At 57.8% G+C, this 17,837-nt stretch carries 17 protein-coding genes; 5 read left to right on the top strand and 12 right to left on the bottom strand.

All coding sequences use genetic code 11. The features are described from left to right. Positions 1-351: transposase (locus E3O06_RS07135; protein ID WP_241979957.1), on the top strand; the 351-nt coding region annotated here is incomplete at its 5' end. Positions 352-486: 135 nt separating this feature from the next. Here the strand turns inward: E3O06_RS07135 and E3O06_RS07130 are convergent. From E3O06_RS07130 to rfbB, 3 genes are read right to left on the bottom strand one after another with little or no spacing between them, the layout of a single operon-like run. Further along, complete coding sequence (locus E3O06_RS07130) at positions 487-1,629, bottom strand: glycosyltransferase family 4 protein (protein ID WP_134502293.1); 1,143 nt, start codon at positions 1,627-1,629, stop codon at positions 487-489. Continuing rightward, the gene (gene rfbD / locus E3O06_RS07125) at positions 1,626-2,480 is read right to left on the bottom strand and encodes a dTDP-4-dehydrorhamnose reductase (protein ID WP_134502292.1); all 855 of its coding nucleotides are present in this window, start codon (positions 2,478-2,480) and stop codon (positions 1,626-1,628) included. Before rfbD ends, E3O06_RS07130 begins: the two co-directional genes overlap by 4 nt. A 1-nt stretch (position 2,481) precedes the next feature. Beyond that, positions 2,482-3,468: a dTDP-glucose 4,6-dehydratase gene (gene rfbB / locus E3O06_RS07120; RefSeq protein WP_105035105.1), complete on the bottom strand. Its 987-nt coding sequence runs from the start codon at positions 3,466-3,468 to the stop codon at positions 2,482-2,484. 194 nt (positions 3,469-3,662) lie between these two features. Here rfbB and E3O06_RS07115 point away from each other — a divergent pair, with 194 nt between their 5' ends. From E3O06_RS07115 to rfbA, 3 genes are all read left to right on the top strand, one after another. Then, positions 3,663-4,619, top strand: a complete 957-nt coding sequence (locus E3O06_RS07115; RefSeq protein ID WP_198415794.1) for a class I SAM-dependent methyltransferase — start codon at positions 3,663-3,665, stop codon at positions 4,617-4,619. Between the two features lie 61 nt (positions 4,620-4,680). Then, the gene (locus E3O06_RS07110) at positions 4,681-5,289 is read left to right on the top strand and encodes a dTDP-4-dehydrorhamnose 3,5-epimerase family protein (RefSeq protein WP_134502290.1); all 609 of its coding nucleotides are present in this window, start codon (positions 4,681-4,683) and stop codon (positions 5,287-5,289) included. 5 nt (positions 5,290-5,294) lie between these two features. Then, entirely contained in the window at positions 5,295-6,158 is an 864-nt protein-coding gene (rfbA, locus tag E3O06_RS07105) for a glucose-1-phosphate thymidylyltransferase RfbA (RefSeq protein ID WP_134502289.1), read from the top strand. A 73-nt stretch (positions 6,159-6,231) separates the two neighbouring features. Here rfbA and E3O06_RS07100 read toward each other — a convergent pair whose 3' ends face one another. Then, positions 6,232-9,237, bottom strand: a complete 3,006-nt coding sequence (locus E3O06_RS07100) for a hypothetical protein (protein WP_134502288.1) — start codon at positions 9,235-9,237, stop codon at positions 6,232-6,234. Between the two features lie 160 nt (positions 9,238-9,397). Here E3O06_RS07100 and E3O06_RS07095 point away from each other — a divergent pair, with 160 nt between their 5' ends. Continuing rightward, the gene (locus E3O06_RS07095; RefSeq protein ID WP_166788134.1) at positions 9,398-9,844 is read left to right on the top strand and encodes a GtrA family protein; all 447 of its coding nucleotides are present in this window, start codon (positions 9,398-9,400) and stop codon (positions 9,842-9,844) included. Here E3O06_RS07095 and E3O06_RS07090 read toward each other — a convergent pair. From E3O06_RS07090 to E3O06_RS07055, 8 genes are all read right to left on the bottom strand, one after another. Beyond that, positions 9,829-10,650 (bottom strand): sugar phosphate isomerase/epimerase family protein, encoded by an 822-nt coding sequence (locus tag E3O06_RS07090; protein ID WP_134502286.1) that lies wholly within the window; start codon positions 10,648-10,650, stop codon positions 9,829-9,831. The genes E3O06_RS07095 and E3O06_RS07090 overlap by 16 nt on opposite strands. Then, entirely contained in the window at positions 10,650-11,420 is a 771-nt protein-coding gene (locus E3O06_RS07085; RefSeq protein WP_134502285.1) for an NAD-dependent epimerase/dehydratase family protein, read from the bottom strand. Before E3O06_RS07085 ends, E3O06_RS07090 begins: the two co-directional genes overlap by 1 nt. Beyond that, positions 11,413-12,111 carry a glycosyltransferase family 2 protein gene (locus E3O06_RS07080; protein ID WP_198415793.1) on the bottom strand — a complete coding sequence of 233 codons (699 nt, stop codon included), beginning with the start codon at positions 12,109-12,111 and terminating at the stop codon, positions 11,413-11,415. Before E3O06_RS07080 ends, E3O06_RS07085 begins: the two co-directional genes overlap by 8 nt. A gap of 112 nt (positions 12,112-12,223) precedes the next feature. Then, positions 12,224-13,234: a glycosyltransferase gene (locus E3O06_RS07075; RefSeq protein WP_134502283.1), complete on the bottom strand. Its 1,011-nt coding sequence runs from the start codon at positions 13,232-13,234 to the stop codon at positions 12,224-12,226. Continuing rightward, the gene (locus tag E3O06_RS07070) at positions 13,227-14,336 is read right to left on the bottom strand and encodes an FAD-dependent oxidoreductase (RefSeq protein ID WP_134502282.1); all 1,110 of its coding nucleotides are present in this window, start codon (positions 14,334-14,336) and stop codon (positions 13,227-13,229) included. The genes E3O06_RS07075 and E3O06_RS07070 overlap by 8 nt, the downstream gene beginning before the upstream one ends. After that, entirely contained in the window at positions 14,336-15,697 is a 1,362-nt protein-coding gene (locus E3O06_RS07065; protein WP_134502281.1) for a glycosyltransferase, read from the bottom strand. The genes E3O06_RS07070 and E3O06_RS07065 overlap by 1 nt, the downstream gene beginning before the upstream one ends. Further along, positions 15,697-16,545: a glycosyltransferase family 2 protein gene (locus E3O06_RS07060; RefSeq protein WP_134502280.1), complete on the bottom strand. Its 849-nt coding sequence runs from the start codon at positions 16,543-16,545 to the stop codon at positions 15,697-15,699. The genes E3O06_RS07065 and E3O06_RS07060 overlap by 1 nt, the downstream gene beginning before the upstream one ends. Before the next feature lie 42 nt (positions 16,546-16,587). Continuing rightward, the gene (locus E3O06_RS07055) at positions 16,588-17,829 is read right to left on the bottom strand and encodes an ABC transporter ATP-binding protein (RefSeq protein WP_134502279.1); all 1,242 of its coding nucleotides are present in this window, start codon (positions 17,827-17,829) and stop codon (positions 16,588-16,590) included. Positions 17,830-17,837 lie beyond the last annotated feature (8 nt).

The raw sequence follows: 17,837 nt of genomic DNA, 5'->3' as shown, positions 1-17,837 counted from the left end.
GGCGGGGAGTTGCCTGGCCTGATAATTAGCGCTCTTTCGGCAGGAAACCAGCCACTAACTTGGCAGGATTTCAGCGCCGAAACGGCCTACAAAGAGTTGATCACACACACCTTCGTGAAACTGCAGAAGAGCATCGTGAAGCATCGCACCGCGATCATCGCGTCCATCGAGGACGGCCTCTCCAATGGCCGGGTCGAATCCATGAATACCAAGATCCGCCTCATGACCCGCATCGCGTTCGGCTTCACATCACCCGACGTCCTCATCGCCCTCGCAATGTTCAGCGTCGGTGGCCACAAACCCGTGCTTCCCGGTCGGTTTAACCCGCGGAAGAGTCAGGAGAGCCGATAGAAGCTATCTTTGTCATGAAAACCTCTGTGTTTATGCGAGCAGTGGCCGTTCAACTCGTGAACGCACAACCCTGCTGTGATCACATCGAGCCTACCGGCTGGGTGTGAAGCGACGGCCCGCTGCCTGCGGAGCCGACTACAGGTCCGCGTGCAGCTGCCAGACTCGCTCGGCGGAATCCCGCCAGCTGAATGCCCGCGACCGGTCGCCGCCGAAGACAGTCATGCGTCCCCGCAGCACGCTGTCTCCCAGAACGCGGTTGATCGCATCGACGAGTCGGGCCGGGTACTCCTTCGGGTCCGATCGCTCGACCGCGACGCCGGCGTCACCGGCGGCTTCGAGCAGGGCCGGAGCGTCGGAGTGCACGACCGGCGTGCCGAGGTGAAAGGCCTCGATGATCGGCAGCGCGAAACCCTCTTCCAGGCTTGGGTAGACAAACACGCTCGCCCGGGCGATCACCACGGCCAGATCGGAGTCGCTCAGCCCCGACAGCGCGCGCACGCGCCCCGGCGCCAGCCCGGCTTCGTCGGCGACCGACGCGAGGTCGAGTTCGCCCCAGGTGTCGGGTCCGAGCACGATCAGCGGCAGATCGGGTGCCCCCGGCAGCCCGAGCGCCGTGATCAGTGCTGTCACGGCCTTGCGCGGGTCGAGCGACCCGGAGGTCAGAATGTACTGCGACGGCAGTCCCAGCGCCTGCAGGCGCTCTTCCACCAGTGGAATGGCCGGAAGCACAAGCCCCCGCCCCACGGCGCCGCCGATCACGCGCACCCGGTCGCCGAGGTCCATGATCTCGGTCAGCTGCCGCGCCACGGCGTGGCTCGGCACGACGATCGCGTCGGCGTGCTTGCGGGCGCGCTTGAGCATGCCCTTGGTCCAGGCCACGGTTGCCGGGGTCAGTGACGACGGATGCGTCCACGCCAGCACGTCGTGCAGCGTCACCGCAATCTGGGTGCCGTCCTCGGCGCGGTTGTGGCGGCGCAGCGGAGCGAGCAGTCCCGGCGCGTGAATCAGTCCGGTGCCCGACGACTTGGTCACGCCGAGTGCCCAAGCCGCAGCGAGCTCGCGCCGGGCCAGCGTTGTTTTGTGCAGGTTGCCGAGGCCGGGCAGGGCGGCCTCGATGTGTTCGTACTGTTCGGGGGTCGACGACGAGACGATACCCTCAACGTCGCACTCGGCCGGCGCGGTAGCGATCAGCGCGCGGGTGAGTTCCTCGGTGTACCGCCCGACGCCGCCCGGTACCGGGGAGACCATCTGGTCGACGACTACCCGCAGAGTGATCATGCTGTCTCGAAAACCCCCGCTGCGAAGGCCTCGGCCTGGGCTTCCTGCCAGCCGCGCATCGGCGCGAGCCCGGCGGCGGACCAGTTGGCGTGGCCGAGCACCGAATAGGCGGGCCGCGGTGCGGGCAGCACGAAGGCCGAGCTGTCGGTCGGCAGCACGCGTTCCGGGTCGAGCCCGGCCAGGGCGAACACGTCGCGGGCTTGGTCGAACTTCGACGCCACCCCGGAGTTCGTGCCGTGGTAGATGCCGGCGGGCGCGTCAGAGTCGAGCAGCAGCACGATCTGCGCGGCGAGGTCCATCGTCCAGGTGGGCTGGCCGACCTGGTCGTTGACGACGTTCAGCGTCTCGCGCGTGCCAGCGGCCCTGAGCATGGTCTTGGCGAAGTTCGGACCGTTCTTGCCGTACAGCCAGGCGGTGCGCACGATGTAGCTGCGTGCGCCATTCTCGGCGTGCACAAAGTCCTCACCGGCAGCCTTCGTGCGGCCATAGGCCGAGATCGGGCTGTGCGTCGTGTCCTCCGCGTAGGGAGTGGTGGCGCTGCCGTCGAAGACGTAGTCCGTAGAGATTTGCACGAGCTTCGCCCGCAGAGCGGATGCCGCCACCGCCAGATTGCGCGGCCCCACCGCGTTCACGGCGTAGGCCTCGTCTTCGCTCGTTTCGGCGTCGTCGACCTTGGTGTACGCGGCGCAGTTGATGATGACGTCATGCCCGGCGACGGCGGCCGTGACCGCGTCAAGATCGGTCACGTCGAGGTCGCTCCGGCCGAGGGCCGTCACCTCGCGGCCGGCCAAAGCCGTCTGCAGGTCGCACCCCAGCATGCCGGTCGCGCCGGTGATCAGATAGCGGGTCATGCTAGTTCAGCGCCGCACGAGCCTTGAGCGGCTCCCACCACTGACGGTTGTCGCGGTACCACTGCACCACGTCGGCCAGGCCCTGCTCAAACGGAACCTCCGGGGCATAGCCCAGTTCGGCCTGAATCTTTGAGATGTCCACCGAGTAGCGCAGGTCGTGCCCGAGACGGTCGGCGACGCGGTCGACGTAGGACCAGTCCTTGCCGGTCGAGTCGAGCAGCAGCTGGGTGAGCTCCTTGTTGGTCAGCTCGGTGCCGCCGCCGATGTTGTAGATCTCGCCGGCGCGGCCGCCGACGAGCACCATGGCGATGGCGCGGGTGTGGTCGTCGACGTGCAGCCAGTCGCGAATGTTGTTGCCCTCGCCGTAGAGGGGAACGTGCAGGTCGTCGATCAGGTTGCTGACGAACAGCGGAATGACCTTTTCGGGAAAGTGGTAGGGGCCGTAGTTGTTCGAGCAGCGCGTGATCGACACGTTGAGGCCGTGGGTGCGGTGGTAGCTGCGGGCGAGCAGGTCGCTGCCGGCCTTTGACGCGCTGTAGGGGGAGTTGGGCTCAAGCGCGCGTTCCTCGTTCCAGGAGCCTTCGGCGATCGAGCCGTAGACCTCGTCGGTGGAGACGTGCACGAACCGGGCCAGCTTGTGACGCAGGGCCGCGTCGAGCAGCTGCTGGGTGCCGAGCACGTTGGTCTCGACGAAGATCGTCGAGTCCATCACGGAGCGGTCCACGTGCGATTCGGCGGCGAAGTGCACCACCGCGTCGAGCCCGGGGAACAGGGTGTCGAGCAGCTTGCCGTCGCGAATATCGCCGTGCACAAAGGAGTAGCGCGGCGAGTCGGCGATCGGGGCGAGGTTCTCGAGGTTGCCCGAGTAGGTCAGTGCGTCGAGCACGACAACCTCGGCGCCCTCGAGGCCCGGGTACTTGTCTTCAATCGTGCGTCGCACAAAGTTGGAGCCGATAAAACCGGCGCCGCCGGTGACGAGGATCTTCATATAGGAGTAACCGTTCCGTTCGCTTGCATGGCCTCAGCAATTCTACCGTGGCCGGCCCGCGGTTCCTGAGAACCCTTGCAACTCAATCCGTGCGTGGAATTGCCAAGTAGCAGTTCTTTTCGAACAGCTACGATTAAGGCGACTTGTCAGGACTATGACGGTCATTGATCGCCAACGACGCAAGGGAGACTCATGTGAACGACTCGGCCGATACGACGCGCGCGACACCCTCAAGCGAACCTTGGCTGGCTGCCAGCTCTTATTGGAAACCCGCTCACATCACAATCTCCGCGTGGTTGGGTCACGCGCCTTTCGCCTTCTGGCTCGTCGATGCCCTTCGGCCGCGTTCCATTGTTGAGCTGGGCACGCACTTCGGGTTTTCTTATTTTGTGTTCTGCGAAGCTGCGGTTCGACTGGGGCTGGACACCAAGGCCTACGCCCTCGATACCTGGCACGGGGATGACCAGGCCGGCCTCTACGGCGAGGAAGTCTTCGACTCCGTCAACGCCATTAACAATTCTGAGTACTCATCCTTTTCGACACTCCTGCGCGGTTATTTTGACGATTCACTGTCTTCCATCGCTGACGGTAGCGTCGATCTTCTGCACATTGATGGCCGGCACGGCTTTGAGGATGTCACCCACGATTTCACGGCCTGGCTGCCCAAGTTGTCCAATCGCGGTGTCGTCATCTTTCACGACATCGCCGAACATCAGGAGGGATTCGGCGTTTGGCGGTTTTGGGCGAGCGTGAAGGAGCAATACCCAGCATTCGAGTTCGAGCACTCGCATGGGTTGGGTGTATTGGGAGTCGGGCAAGACCTGCCACAAAAAATACAGGCATTTTTTGCCGCGGGTGTGCAGTCGCCCGAACCGGTGCGCGCAGTCTATAAGCGCCTCGGTCTCGAAATCGAGGATCTCGCAGAGCTTCACAATCGTGCCCAGCAGGCAGAGATCTTAGCTATCAAGGTTGCTGCCAGCGACGCAGCTCTCCGTCAGGTTCAATCTGAACTTCGCGAAGCGCGCACGCGGGTCGAGTCAGCGGAAGCTGACGGCATGGGACTTCGCCAACAACTTCTTGCAGTTCATTCCAGCACAAGCTGGGCAGTCACTCGCCCATTCAGGGCAATACGTGCGAGGCTAAAATCGTAGTCGGGCGTGGGGCAACAGACCTTTGAACGCTCAATCTAGTGGCGATTGCTAGACTCCGATTGTGCAGATTCGCGAACTTTCCATCCCCGATTCCTTCGAAATTATCCCCAAGCAGTTTGGTGACGACCGGGGCGTCTTCCTCGAGTGGTATCGCTTCGACAAACTCGAAGAGAAGGTCGGGCACAAGCTCGACCTCGCGCAAGCCAACACTTCCGTGTCAAAACGCGGTTCGGTGCGTGGCATCCATTTCGCGGACGTGCCCCCCAGCCAGGCCAAGTACGTCACTGCCGTTCACGGGGCGGTTCTCGATTACATCGTCGACATTCGCGTTGGTTCGCCGACGTACGGCCAGTGGGACAGCGTTCTGCTCGACGACACAGACCGTCGTGCGGTTTATATCGCTGAGGGGCTCGGTCACTGCTTCGTCGCGCTGACTGACAACGCGACGGTGAGCTACCTCGTTAACAGCACTTTTAGCCCTGGCCGTGAACACGGCATCAGTCCCCTTGATGAAGAGATCGCGCTCGTGTTTCCGCCCGAAGCTGGTGAACTGCTGCTGTCTCCGAAAGACACGGATGCCCCGACTCTCGCCGTTGCAGCGGCAGCCGGCCTGCTCCCCACTTGGGACGCCGCCCGTGCCTACTACGCCACTTTGAACGACAGGAACTAAGACTTATGCGCGGAATTATTCTCGCGGGTGGCTCCGGCACGCGACTGTGGCCGATCACCAAGGGCATCTCGAAGCAACTCATGCCCATCTATGACAAGCCCATGATCTACTACCCCCTCTCGACGTTGATGATGGCGGACATCAAAGAGATCTTGATCATCACCACGCCCGAATACAACGAGCAATTCCGTGCACTCCTCGGGGATGGTTCCGACCTGGGTATTCGCATCGAATACGCCGTGCAGGCTTCTCCGGACGGTCTGGCCCAGGCGTTCATCATCGGCGAGGAATTCATCGGCGATCACAGCGTTGCACTGGTGCTCGGCGACAACATCTTCCATGGCGCTGGCCTCGGTTCTTCTCTGCGGGGTAATGCAGAGATCGAGGGTGCCCGAATTTTTGCCTATCACGTCAGCAATCCCACGTCTTACGGAGTCGTCGAGTTCGACGAAACCGGAACGGCCATTTCTATTGAGGAGAAGCCGGCGAAACCGAAAAGCAACTACGCCGTTCCTGGTCTCTACTTTTACGACAATTCCGTCGTTGAGATCGCAAAGACCATCGAGCCGAGCGCACGCGGCGAGCTGGAAATCAGTACGGTCAACGAGCGTTACTTGGAACAGGGCACTCTGCACGTGCAGGTGCTCGATCGCGGCACCGCATGGCTGGATACTGGAACCTTCGAGTCCATGATGCAGGCTTCAGAATACGTGCGGGTCATTGAGGATCGCCAAGGTTTCAAGGTCGGCTGCATCGAGGAGATTGCCTGGCGCGCAGGCTGGATAACCGATGAGAAGCTTGCGGTCATCGCCGCACCACTGGTGAAAAGCGGGTACGGCAGCTACCTCCAGAGCCTTCTCAACGACTAGAACCGTCTTTTCTGCGCCCACTTATTGTGGGTCTAGCGAGCAGGTAGCGGCGCTCCGCCGGTGTCGGTGCCACCTAGGGGCGCGGCATAATCGATCCGGAAACGTCCCAACCGCCGTCGCAGTCCGACACTGGCGCGGTCAGATGGAGTGTCGTGGGGTGTTCGCTATCGAGCAGCCATGAAGGGTAGGCATCCAGGGGAACGACGAATCTGCCCGTACCCCACTCGAATCTGCTGAGTCCTTCGGGAACGGCGCCCTCGTCGGTCCACTGAAGTGATGCTCGGGAATCACCGACGGAGGTCATTGAAGGTGAGTCTGCACTCGCGTCGGACCCGCACTGCACAGTCAAGATCAGTAATTCTCCATCCTCAACAGCCCGCCTGTCTGTGCTCAGCTCAAAGACTTGGGTTGTCGCGCCCACAGCCCTGATAGTTGACGACACTGACAGCGACGTGGTTGACATCATGCTGGCTGACCTGGCGCCCCAGGCGGCGGGCACCATGTCCAGGTCGACCGGAGCGCCGACGAAAGTAGTCCATAGGGCTTCCACGCTCTGCACGGTGGAACCCGTTGCAGGAGTCGGACAATCCAGCAGACCCGTCGATGCATCTCCGGCAACACCGAGCGTTGCCCAGATTGAAGAGCCGCACTCAAACGGCGTGTAATTTTCCATAACCCATTTAGACAGCTCTGCGTTACGAAGCGAGAGACTTACGCCGTCCCACTGTGGCCCGGGGCCGATGAGGGCGTATGTCGGGCTCTCCTGCTTCAGCCGGGCGATGCTTTCTGCTTCAGCCTCACTTGACTCGATGTTGTATGGAGCTAGATAAGGCAGCGGATTTTCCCAGCTCAAGTAGCCGAACAATGCACCTCGATTTGACAAGTTGAGAATGCTTTCGCCGAAAGGCAAATTTTGAGAGACCGACGCCAGATCGCTCACAGCTGACATTTGATCCGCATTACCTTGGCCCACCCCGAGTCTCGGTGCAGACGCTGTGTACGTGCCAGATTCCCACGAGCTCGGTGCTTCCAACATTCCTAGCGAACTTCGGACGAGGCCACCCTGATTGAGCGGAAGGACTGTAATGGAAATGCAAGCCGCTATCGACAGTGAGTACATCGCCAGAGTTCGTGCCCGCCGATTTCCTACGATCCAAATGACTGCGGGAACTAGGAGCCCAAGCACAACGAGCGTGCCGGCAGCAGGGCGAAACGACCAAGCATCGGGATCAATGCGTCCCATATACCGCCCGGTAAGGCCAATCGCAAACGCAGCAGGAACTATGGCGATGCCGAGGAAGATATACCGATTCCACGAAGGCGCGCGAAAAAGCCTTCTCCGCGTCCAGAGTAGCCAGACACTCGCTGCAATCCCAAGAACGAAAGCAAACGCGAAAATTTGTCCAATGGAGAATGGGGTCATCCACGTCCTTGTGAGGGCGACTCCGAAGGACTCTGTGTTACTCGATCCGTTCGAGGTGACGTACGAAATGGCCGCAGAGAGAAATTGACCGGCCGGGGACAATGCTACTATTGCGGCCGTCACGATCGAAACGCCGAACACGATAATCCCGTAGCGAAGGTCCCGATGAGATCGTGCCAGAAGGGAACCAACCGAGCCAGCAATTAGCACGGCGCCGGTTAGGCCTGTGGAAACGATTCCCATCATCGGATAGGCCAATATCGAGAACGCATTCGCGCCCACGATGACAATCCCTAAGAGCACAGGATTCGGCCGACGCAGGATGAAGACCAAAAGCGCGATCATTATGGCCACCGTGAGTAGGTCGCCTTCGACATAGGAGTTGCTAATTGCAATGAGCGCCACGGCTGCCGTGGCCAAGGGAAATCCGACTGCGTACCGCAGGAGCAGATGTGCCGCTGCGACTACGACAAGGGCAATCACGGTCGTTCCCAGAGCCAACGCCGCTGCGGAGCCGTCGTTGAGTACAGCATTTACGAAACCCGGAACTAAGTTCAGCAATATTCCGCGGGGCAAGTAGATATCGACATACGGAAGTTGACCCGAATTATGAAGTAGGGCAAATGGGGCGAAGGTCTCACCGAAGTGGTAGTCGTCACTCGGGACGCTCGGCAGCGCGTAGACAGCCCGAAGCGGGACCAAGAGCGCAGCAACGGATATGGACGGGATCGTCGCCCACAGCCCCGGGCGTACCCGCCGGGCGTAGCGAATAGCTGTCTCACTCAGGATAAGCGTGGCAAGAACGGCAACGACAAGTTTCCACAGCCCGCTGTTCGCCCCTGGCGTCGAAATCATGAAGCCGTTTTGAAGGATGAGTGGAGGGACTAGAAGAGGCAAAGCCATGATTCCAGAGACTCCGAATCCGACGGCAATGCTGGCTCGGTCCGAAATGCGCGTAGACCGTGATGCCCATATGACAAGTGCAACGAAGCCGAGCCCGATCAACACCCACAGGCCGGTTGTCACCGGTATTGGTATCACTGCGGGTGCCGCGACAAAGCGAATAGCAGTCACCGCACCCAGAGAGGCGAAACCAGCGGTGGCGGACAGAACGAGTAACGGGAGAAACGGGTCTTCCCTGCGTTCGCTGGATGATGACGCCTGACTCCTTCTTGACAAGAGCCACGTGGCCAAGAGAAAAATCGCCGGGGGCAGCTGCAGCGCGACAGTGACGAGGTACGGACTGTCTACAATCTCCAAGAGGGGGCGTCCTATGCCCAATATGGACTGGACCAGTACGGGTGACGCCATGAGGAGTTCGAGCAGCAGAAACGCCTTGAGTTTCGAGCTCGGCGGTGATTGTCTAAATGCGCGAGTAAGTACCAGGATCAGGATTACCAGTGAAGCAAAAAACACCACGGGGAAAGCCGCATCAGCGGTCTTCGTCTCATCGGTGAGAGCAAGATTTCCGACTCGAAAAAATTCAAGCTGCGCGGGCGCTAGAAGGCTGTCAAGTAGAAACCGGACAGTGACGGCGGCAAGGAGCAGCATGGGGAAGGAGGCAACGCTGGCACCAACGATCCAACCTACGGTCCCGTGCCGTACCTTAGATGGGGTGGATTTTGTCTGAGCCGTAGCCCGTTCGGTAGCGGCCATGGAGCCAGGGTTTCCAAACTATGTCGTGTCGTCGCGAGCGAATTACCGTTAGGCGCAGTGAAGGAGCAACCGCGACTTGCTAATGCATATCAAATTCCCCATGCGCGGGAGGTAGTGTTTGGTTCGAGTACTAGATGTCGACAAGAGAGGTGCAGACAGCGTGTTGGAGCTTGTTCGAAATCGACTAAATCAGTCTAGCGTGCGGCAGTTCCTGAGATTTTTTGTAGGTTCCGCAGTCGGACTCGCGATCGATCTGATCGGATTTCAGGCCCTAATTTCCCTGGGATTGTCCCCATGGGAGTCCAACCTGATCAGTTCCAGTGTTTCTATCACTGCGGTGTACTTCGTCGTGACCAGATTTACATTTGGCGTTGACACGCGTTTCGTTACCTACGGGATCTTCTTTGGCTGGTACGGATTATCTGTAGTTGGGTACTCGGCGCTTATTCAGACCGTCTCCACGGGGCTCGGCGGAGATCCTTTCGGCTGGAAGCTACTCTCTATTCCCATTTCATTTTCCCTAAACTATGCATTTAGCCGCTTTCTATTTCTTGGCCGGTACAAGGTTCGGGCAGGGACGCCCACAGAAGCTCAAGATGCAGAATAGAACTCTCTAGTGAGGGCGACCGCGCTTCCAATCGCGGAAATAGCAGTCCCGGGATTGCCTGGGCGCATCTCGATAGAGATATTACCCGCGTAACCGATCTCGCGGAGCCCGAGAGCGGCCTGGCGGTGGTTAACCTGGGTTGCTTCTAACGGGCCGAGGTAAGGTGCACTCGCATGAAAATGTGCCAGAAGCTCTCCCGCAGATTTGATGGATTCAGCTGGTGCATCTCCAGCCAATGCCATCCCAGCAGCATCAAGGTGTAAGCGGAATCCGGGATGCCCAACAGCCTTGACCAGAGTTAGCCCCTGGGCTGCGGTCGTCACAAAGTTGCAGCCATAATCCTCAGGATTCGGCTCGATGCAGAAACAGGTATCATTGTCGACTGCCGTTTGTGCAAGGCGGGCAAAGAAGGCGGCGGCGATGTCGTGAGCGGTTCGGGGGTCCATGGCCGGGGGAATGACCCGGTTCTTCGGCGAACCAAATACTAGCTTCCCGACGCCCAGCGCTCCAGCCAATTCGATAAAGCGTGACAGCGTTTCTCGCATCTCCGAGCGAATGGATTCGCTTTCGAAGAGTTGAAGGTCGGGGCGACCAAACAACATGGATTGGAAGGCGACTATAGAAATTCCATGATTGCGCCAGAAATGCAAATAGTCGGATCGTTCGATGGCGCTTGTCGATGTTGGATTGGCAAATACCTTGGTGGGCGCGATCTCCACGTATCGCACGTTCAGGGATTGAAGAGAATTTGCGACGGTCGATTCTTCGTCCATGTCCCAAGCAATGTTTGAGACCGCGAGTTTCATTACCGTCCCTGTTCGCGGCGTACGAATGATGTGATTTCTGCAATAGTTTGATCCCGTGATCGAGTGTATGACCCGGAACCGCCGAACAATTCAGCGAAATTGGTTTGCATATCGTAGCTACCGACGTTCGCATCGTCGGGCCGGTTATCGAAATCATAACCGAACGCGGCTCTGACCAAATCTCCAGTTCTGATTGGTTCGCTGGTCAAATTCACGGTTAGTAGGTCGTGAGCAAGAGCGATTTGTATGTCCGACCAGAGATGTTCGAGATTATAGTACTGAAATGTGCTGTCAGCGTGAATGCGCTCGACGTTATTGTTTGTGAGGAGGTCAAAGATCACGTTCTTTTTGAGGCCAGCAGCGAAGAGGCCGGGCAGGCGTACGACCAAGGCGCCAGGATGTTGCGCTCGAACGAACTCTTCTAAACGATACCGGTGCGCCCCATACGGGCTGAGACCGTCCGTGGCTATCTCTGTAGCCTCGTCAACCCCGTTGGGAGAAATATAGACATCTACCGTAGAGATCAGGACGAACTGTTTCGCTCGCACTCCGGCAATCAAGCCCTCTAACTCCTGAATGTGTTGGATATCAGCGGCGGGGTACTTATTGATTCGCCACTTCTCCGCCTTCGCTGCCGCGAAGACGACGAAGTCGTAGTCCTTTCCGGCACTCTCCATAGAGTTGCTAGTGTTGAACACATTGTCAAACTCGTACTGGGCAGTTAGGTTGCTCCCAACAAAACCGGTATATCCGAAAATTGCGCTAGTCATGGCCTATATCCCTTAGACGGTAGCGGCCGGTCACCGCTCGGAACAGAACCGCGAGCACGTGGCTATTACCGCGGATTGGGCTGATCTTCGTGGGAGTCTTTCCCGACGCCGGGTACGCGCGTGTCACGGGGGTTTCAGTTGTGCGAAAACGGTGCAAGCGTGAACTTTCGATCGCCAAGTGATAATGCAACTCGTACGTTCGGAATATGTCCCGAAAGGGCGATACTTGGGGATCCAAAAGGAGACGCGAGCTGTATGCACGGAAACCATTGGTCGTGTCCGTTTGCCAACGCCGCGCAGCGATGCTCATGAGCGGGGCGTGGATGAATCTCAGGCCGACAAGTCTAGATCGCGGAGTGTTTATTGCACGACCACCGGGAATAAAGCGCGAACCTTGGACGTGATCGTATCCTTCGTCAAGACGGCGAGCAAAGTCCGGGATGGCTGAAATGTCGTCTTTCCCGTTGCCGTCAACAACAATTACACCTTCGTAGCCTTCGTCGAGGGCATAGGCCAAGGCGACCCGCATTTGTGCACTCAACCCGCCCGCTCCAGTTTTTGTCAGAAGCGTTCGCACACCATTCGCTCGGAGAAACTCTAGATCAAGAGAACCATCCGTGCTTCCGCCATCAGCAATGAGGACGTCGATCTGAAAGTTGAGCGAATGCATCTCAGCGACCTGTGCCCGCACCTTTGAACCTTCGTTTATAACGAAAATCGCTACGCAGTACCGACTGGAACGTTCGGACAGCACATCGGACCTGTATTCCGGAACTTGGCGGGTCGGTGCCGAGAGTGGCGCGTCAGACGCTGACATTACGACGCTGCATATCGGAAATAAGGGTTTCGCTTTCTAATTCTTCCATGATCACATAGCTGGGTTCCCGTCGAGTTTCCGTGAGGATTCGTCCAAGATACTCTGACTGCACAGCTAAGACTATGGAGATTATGAAGAACATAATAGAGAGTTGCAGCGATGTTGTCGTCCACCCCTGCACTACGCCACCGACAAAAAAAGATACGGTCAGAACATATATCGCGTAAAAAAGGTTGAACAGTGCGGCCACCGAGCCCATGACTGTAACGACCCGCAAAGGGTGAGTGGAGTAGCTGGAAATCATTTCTACCGCTTGGAGATAACCGGAACGCACGGAGCGTTTCGCGGCTGCGCCACAGATTGGCTCGTAGTGCAAATCAGCAATCCCATAGCCGACGTGGCGGATGAGGTGACGAAGATAGCGATGACTGCGCGAGGTCGCCGTGAGTGTGTTCACAGCCCGCCGGGTAAGTCCCGTGAGGTGTGTGGCACGACTGGGAATCTCCACATGAAGAAATTTTCGGTTATACCAGTAAAAAAACCGCCGTCCGACTCTGCTCGACCAGGTCCCTCTCCGGGCGACCGAGCTGATTCCCTGAACAATATCCGTGCCGGTGCCCGCCAGTAAATCGATTATGTCGGGGATGACCGAAATTGGGTCGTGGCCGGGCGTCACAACGATCAAGTAATCGCCGATAGCCGACTCCAAGCCGGCAAAGACGGCGCTGTCCAATGAGAACAGGCGAGACAAACGCAGGACGCGGATACAGGCCAATTCCCTCAGGACCGTTCTCACGGTTTGGAGCTCCGAAGGCACCAGCCCATTATCAATCAGCAGAATTTCATAGTTCGAATACCGAAGTGCCAGTTCGTCACTGAGGGATCGGACGAAGAACCCGACGTCCGTCGTCGACTCATCCACCACGGCCACGAGCGAGACGAAAATATCTGAGCGCTGGTGCACTGGGGGGGCGTGTAAGACATAACGATCAGGCATAATACGAACTCAATTCATCAAGAACATCGTAAACATTGTCCAATTTACCACCCATGATCGTCGTTAAATTCTTCAGACCATGATCTGGTTTGAAGAGAATAGGACGGCTGTCGTCCTTATCGCTCTTAGTCAGCACGGTCTTGACTTCCCAGAGGGAGTCCACCTGGCGCATCGTGGCAAGTGCTGGCACATATCGGAGGACATCAGCGTACATCTCCCGAAATCGGGATTTTTCTGGAAGTGACTCCAGCTCGGTAGAGGGGCGTGGCGAGAAGGGCTCAGTTCCCGATTCTCGCCACCGATGATGTGGGGTGTACCGCACATGGCTCAAGGTGTGCATTCCACGATCAGGGTACGGCATTAGTGAAAAGAACGGCCCGTCCATGACGGTGATTCCGGATTCAGCAAAGGGCGACTCTAGCTCGACCAAAGCCATCTCTGTCAACTCGTGCTGTACCGGTATGACCGCGACCTGGGAGCTTCGATGCAAGTCGTTGAGCCGTGAATAGGTCGCACTGATGACCACTTCAGCCTTATGGATCCCTGTTGAGGAGTGCACCGAAAGTGCGGATCCTGCCTGTTCGACGTGAAAAGCTTCATCGCTGGTACTCACTGATATGCCACCAACTGCGGCGATGCGATCGAGAAGGATAGATCGAAGTGTCACTGAGTTGAAAGCGGGCTCCGTGACGAGGTACACAGACTCCACCATCTGCGGATTGAACCAATTCATTGCTCGGGGCTCGGCCGGCTCGTAGGTGGCCCCGATTCGATCGCAGAAGAGCTCGAACTGGCGGCCATTCGTTCTGGACAATCGAGATGCAATGGCGTAGTAGTGGTCAAAATTGTCAACAATTGCGTCGGCAAACTCGGTGAGGAAATAGGGCAGGTTCACCCGCGACCGATACGCTGTGAGGATACTGCGAGGGTAGTGGTATCCATTGTGAACTCTCGCTTGGTTCACATAGCTCGCACGTTGCATAACTTGGGGTTCACGTTCTAGTACGAGAACTGACCGAAAACCCAGTTTCTGCCGCAAGTGCAAGGCTATGCGCAGGCCATAAAAGCCGCCCCCGATTATGATCGCGTCCCGGCCTCGCATTATTTCAGCACTCGGTGGCGAAGGGCGCCTAGCACGGAGCCGAGCCGTCGCAACGGGGCCGTCACTTGCCAGGATGAGCTCGACTCCATGCCGGCGATACGTTTGTTGAGATCGGCAACTATTTGATTTCGTTGAGAAATTACACCATATTCTCGGTCGGCGGCACGCACCGGATGCTCACAGAATTCTATTAGCGGCCGCAGCATGAGGGGCCAAGTCAGTCGAACCGCGTGATCACGTACCCGTGCGGACGTCTGTGCTCGCCGGTCGTCATCGAACAAGAGGGTTTCGATTGCCTGCACGAGAGCATCAACGTCCTGGGCCGGTACTGTGATTCCCAGTTCGTTTTCCTCAATAATGGGGGCGAACGTGTCACCTGACGTAGCGATAATGGGCAATGATGCCCACAGGTAGTCGAGGATGCGTGTCCGAAAACTATAGGCCGTTTCGACGTGGTCCAAATGAGTGCTCACGCCAACGTCCGCATCAAGAAGAAAATTCGCTCTCGCGTTGTAGGGGACCCAGGTCTCGTTGAAAAATACAAACCGATTCGTCAGTCCGAGGCGATCGGAGAGTTCTCGAGCTCGGCGTTCCATTTCCATCTGAGGAACGTCAGGGTTGGGATGCTTAACTCCGAGGAAGAAGAGGCGCACATCGGAATGCGTTCCCGAAATGTGACCGATAGCTTCAATGAGAGTGATTGGGTCGAACCAGTTGTAGATTCCTCCGCCCCAAAGAATGACCTTGTCGTCAAAACCGATTCCGTCGACTACGCCCCGAATACCGTGCGAAGTCTGCTCAGGCGGTGCTTCTTGGATCCCGAACGGAGCGACCGCCAAGAGTGAACGCAGACTGGGATCCTGATCGTACGTCGCAGGGTTGATTCTCGCGAGCCCGGCAAGTTGTCCAAGCCAGAAGTCGCGCTGCTTCTCAGAGGCACACAGCATGAAATCCGCGCGCTCCATCTGATCGTTCATAACCTCGATCGAATCCAGCGCTATCGCATACCGGTCGGCCTTTGGGAAATCTTTTCCTTGTTCGAGCTGCTCGAGATGGAGGGGATCGTAAATATCGGCCACGATGATGGCTTCACAACTCTTCAGCCAGGGATGGCTGCGCAGGATATGCCCTTGGACAATAATGATGTCTGCCCAGGCTGCATGCGGTCGCAGGCTGTCCTTCTGGGCGTGAATGACGTCGAAATCGGGATACGTAATCGTGGCTCCGACTGTGGAGACCAACCGCACTGTTCCCACGTTGCTTAGTGTGCGGGCGATTTCCCAGGCTCGGATTGCCGGTCCGGCCATTCGTTCTCCGATGACATCGGGGGTGATGACGAGGATGGATGTGGAGTTGGTCATTATCGAGTTACCCACCATTGTCGAGCTGCCAGAGCCACACGCGCGCCTAGGCGAATAGGCGAAAGATACCAAGAGGAATACTTCCTGGTCAGATATAGATACGCACTTTTGTGATGTACTCGCTCCATTTGGGTTGCGCTGTGAGCGGTCGAGTGAGCACCGGTGTGCGTGACGACAGAGCTCGGTACGTATACGTTTCTCCAACCGGCTTGCGCCAGCCGTGCGCCCAAATCCACGTCCTCGAAGTACATGAAGTAGCTGGAATCGAATCCACCTACCGAATCGTAAGCGCTCCGCCTGACCAGGAGGCAAGCGCCGGAAAGCCACCCGGCGTCGCGTTGGAGGTTCGGATGGTTCTCATCGGCGCGATAGCGGCGCGACCACGGATTGCTTGTCCAGAGGCGTCCGAGAACTGCGTGGCCGACTCCCGTACTGAGGGAGGGGAGATTTCGGGCCGAAGGATAGACGTTCCCCGTCGCATCGAGAATCTGCGGGCCGAGGGAACCAGCAGTGGCAAGTCGGTCGGCAGCTTGAATTAAGACATCGATCGCCCCGGGACGAAATGTGACATCGGGATTGCTGATGAGGATGTACTGGGAATCCAATGGGGAAGAATTAACGCCCAGAGTTATGCCGCCGCCGTAGCCGAGATTTTCCGCAGATTGGATGAGGGTGGCCCCGAGGCGGGCGGCAGAAGTGCGGACGGCGTTGACGTCAGCCGATGCATTGTCCACGATTACAACTGAAACGTGTCGCGTTTCGCAGGCCTGAGATAAGGATTCCAAGAATGCGTCCAGCGACTCCCCTGAGTTGTGAGTGACGGTCACAACTAGTACAGATTCAGACATGGTGCCTTTCGGTCGTGCAAGGATCTTCGTGAGAATGTTCCTTCAATACTTAGACGGGCCCAAGTCTGCGAAGGTCGGTTCTGAATACGTCACACCTGTGGCCAAAGGGTTTGAGGCCACATTGAACGAGCACGCTTGCGGTAGATCTTCGACGTGCCGACCGGCAAAATCGAGGATGGAGACGTTCACAAAATACTTACCCGTTCCGAAGTGCGTGTCCTTCAACGTGAGCGCAACTTCGCGTGGACCGATGCCGGGCTTGAGCGAGTATCCCAAGCGCCGGCTCGTCGTGCCATATACCGGCTGGCCCAGAGAGTTTTCAATCTGAATCGCGTACACCCACGGCGCCTCACTCGGCACAAGGTGTTCGATCTTGGCTGTGATGATGAGATCATCACCCTGCCCAACGGACGATGAGGTGGCGCCATTTTGAATCGTGACGAAGGCCGAAATGATTTTGGCTTCTCGTGCCGTGGGCACTGCGGCGACGACATTTTCGGCGACGCGACGGTCTTCTAAGATTTCACGGAACTGAGCAACAGCTTCGCGCGGTTCGCCGTCGAAGACTACTTCTCCTTTGTTGAGCAGGATCGCACGATCGCAGAGTTCTGTCACTTGTCCCAGGGAATGAGTTACGAGCACAATCGTGCGTCCTTCTTCTTGGAAAGAACGAATTTTGTCAAGGCACTTCTTCTGAAATGCCTCGTCGCCAACAGCAAGTACTTCGTCAACTAGAAGGAGGTCGGGGTTTGTGTGGACTGCGACAGCGAATGCGAGTCGTACGTACATACCCGACGAATAAAATTTGACTTGAGCATCGATGAAAGAACCGATGCCCGAAAAAGCGAGGATGTCGTCGAATTGTGCCTCGGTCTCTGCGCGGGACAGACCCATGATGGAGGCGTTGAGAAAGACATTTTCGCGGCCGGACAGGTCGGGGTGAAATCCCGCGCCGAGCTCGAGCAAGGCAGCAATACGGCCACGTCTGAATACGTCACCCGAAGTGGAATCTAGGATGCCTCCGATGACCTTCAGGAGGGTGCTCTTTCCTGAACCATTATGACCAATGAGAGCGACAGTATGCCCCGCCTGAATTGTTGTGCTGACGTTTCTGAGTGCCCAGAACTCTTCGCGATGACGGCGACCTCGACGGCCGAAGGTAACGAGACGTTCCTTCAGCGAATTGTCCTTGCGCAGTACGAAGCGTTTTGAGACGTCTTTAATGACGACGACGTCCGGCGCCGGCCCGCTGAAGACCGTGGAAGCGCTATTTGTAGTGTTCATGTTCCCAA

The organism is Cryobacterium glaciale (assembly GCF_004402535.1).
Taxonomy (GTDB): domain Bacteria; phylum Actinomycetota; class Actinomycetes; order Actinomycetales; family Microbacteriaceae; genus Cryobacterium; species Cryobacterium glaciale.
This window is presented reverse-complemented; position numbering and strand designations above follow the sequence as displayed.

What these genes read in the sequence shown, in the direction of transcription:
- E3O06_RS07130 (WP_134502293.1), bottom strand. Translation starts at nt 1,629, where the DNA reads ATGATCACTCTGCGGGTAGTCGTCGACCAGATGGTCTCCCCGGTACCG.
- rfbD (WP_134502292.1), bottom strand. Translation starts at nt 2,480, where the DNA reads ATGACCCGCTATCTGATCACCGGCGCGACCGGCATGCTGGGGTGCGAC.
- rfbB (WP_105035105.1), bottom strand. Translation starts at nt 3,468, where the DNA reads ATGAAGATCCTCGTCACCGGCGGCGCCGGTTTTATCGGCTCCAACTTT.
- rfbA (WP_134502289.1), top strand. Translation starts at nt 5,295, where the DNA reads ATGCGCGGAATTATTCTCGCGGGTGGCTCCGGCACGCGACTGTGGCCG.
- E3O06_RS07100 (WP_134502288.1), bottom strand. Translation starts at nt 9,237, where the DNA reads ATGGCCGCTACCGAACGGGCTACGGCTCAGACAAAATCCACCCCATCT.
- E3O06_RS07090 (WP_134502286.1), bottom strand. Translation starts at nt 10,650, where the DNA reads ATGAAACTCGCGGTCTCAAACATTGCTTGGGACATGGACGAAGAATCG.
- E3O06_RS07085 (WP_134502285.1), bottom strand. Translation starts at nt 11,420, where the DNA reads ATGACTAGCGCAATTTTCGGATATACCGGTTTTGTTGGGAGCAACCTA.
- E3O06_RS07075 (WP_134502283.1), bottom strand. Translation starts at nt 13,234, where the DNA reads ATGCCTGATCGTTATGTCTTACACGCCCCCCCAGTGCACCAGCGCTCA.
- E3O06_RS07070 (WP_134502282.1), bottom strand. Translation starts at nt 14,336, where the DNA reads ATGCGAGGCCGGGACGCGATCATAATCGGGGGCGGCTTTTATGGCCTG.
- E3O06_RS07065 (WP_134502281.1), bottom strand. Translation starts at nt 15,697, where the DNA reads ATGACCAACTCCACATCCATCCTCGTCATCACCCCCGATGTCATCGGA.
- E3O06_RS07060 (WP_134502280.1), bottom strand. Translation starts at nt 16,545, where the DNA reads ATGTCTGAATCTGTACTAGTTGTGACCGTCACTCACAACTCAGGGGAG.
- E3O06_RS07055 (WP_134502279.1), bottom strand. Translation starts at nt 17,829, where the DNA reads ATGAACACTACAAATAGCGCTTCCACGGTCTTCAGCGGGCCGGCGCCG.